Raw genomic sequence first — 1,078 nt, 5'->3', positions numbered from 1 at the left:
GTTGTAATGGCAGAGATTCAGAAAAGCCAGGGCGAATATAAGCCATTGGCAAAGGTGGAGGAACTGGAAGAGGCCAATTATAACATGATTGATAATGTACTCAATAATATGCCGCCTAAGAAAGAAGCTTATCTGGAATATTATGCTGCAGAATGTGATGAAATTCATGATATGGGAGCTTATGAGAAAAGCACAGATGTGAAAGAAATCGCAGCAATCTATGAGAAGTACAGAGAAGATCCGGAAAACGCTTATAAAGGCAGTGGAATGGGGATTATTTATCGTGATCCGGAGGATAGCTTGTTTGATGAAACAGAACTGTTAATTGTAATGGGAACAACGATACACGGCGACTTCTTGGATAATGTGCGGTTTTTAAAAGATCAGCCGGTGGTGCGTGAAGGTTTGGAGAAGATTCATAAAGCATTGCCTGATTATAAATATATCCCGATTCAGGATGTGCGTGAGGCAATGTATCCGAAAAAAATGACAACAGAAGAACTGGCAGCAGCATTGGATGAGATTGCGGAAGACTTCGATCCGTATGACTATCGGGACCATGTAGAGCCAGGGCAGGATACCATACAGGAAGTCATGCTGGATCTGCAAAGTGGAAATGTTGGTTCTTATATTTCCTTTCTGAAGGATGTGATTGAAGAAGACTGTGAGCAGTCCGTGTGGGCAGGTGTTTTGCTGGAACGGCTGAAATCCTACGCACCAGATATATCCAAAGAAACAGAGCCGATGGTGTATGTGAATTACTGTGAAAAGCGAGAGCTGATGGAACCACGCTGTCAGAAGCTCTCAGATCTGGATTCCCGTACTGCACAGAAGGATAAGGAATGGTACGCAGACCGTAATCCGAGGACGGATGAGCCGATGGTAACAGCCCAGATGTTTTTTACTATATATTATGCGGAAAAAGGCGATAAAATGATGCAACATTTCAAAGGGAAAATAGATATTGGAACAGGAAATGGCGGTATTTTAAGTCAGCTGAAACTCCAAAATGAACTGAAACTTACGGATGAAAGCTGGATTGGTTATCTGAAAAACAAGGGAAATGAAGAGTTTCAGA

1 protein-coding gene is annotated in these 1,078 nt (G+C 42.2%); it reads left to right on the top strand.

Annotation, left to right across the window (positions count from 1 at the left end):
• The coding region (locus WMO75_RS19570; protein WP_349078853.1) for an LPD25 domain-containing protein at window positions 1–1,078 on the top strand (1,078 nt) is incomplete at both ends.

Source organism: Blautia intestinihominis (assembly GCF_040096655.1).
Lineage (GTDB): Bacteria > Bacillota > Clostridia > Lachnospirales > Lachnospiraceae > Blautia_A > Blautia_A intestinihominis.
Note: the sequence above shows the minus strand (reverse complement) of the source record. Positions and strands in the feature narration are given on the sequence as shown.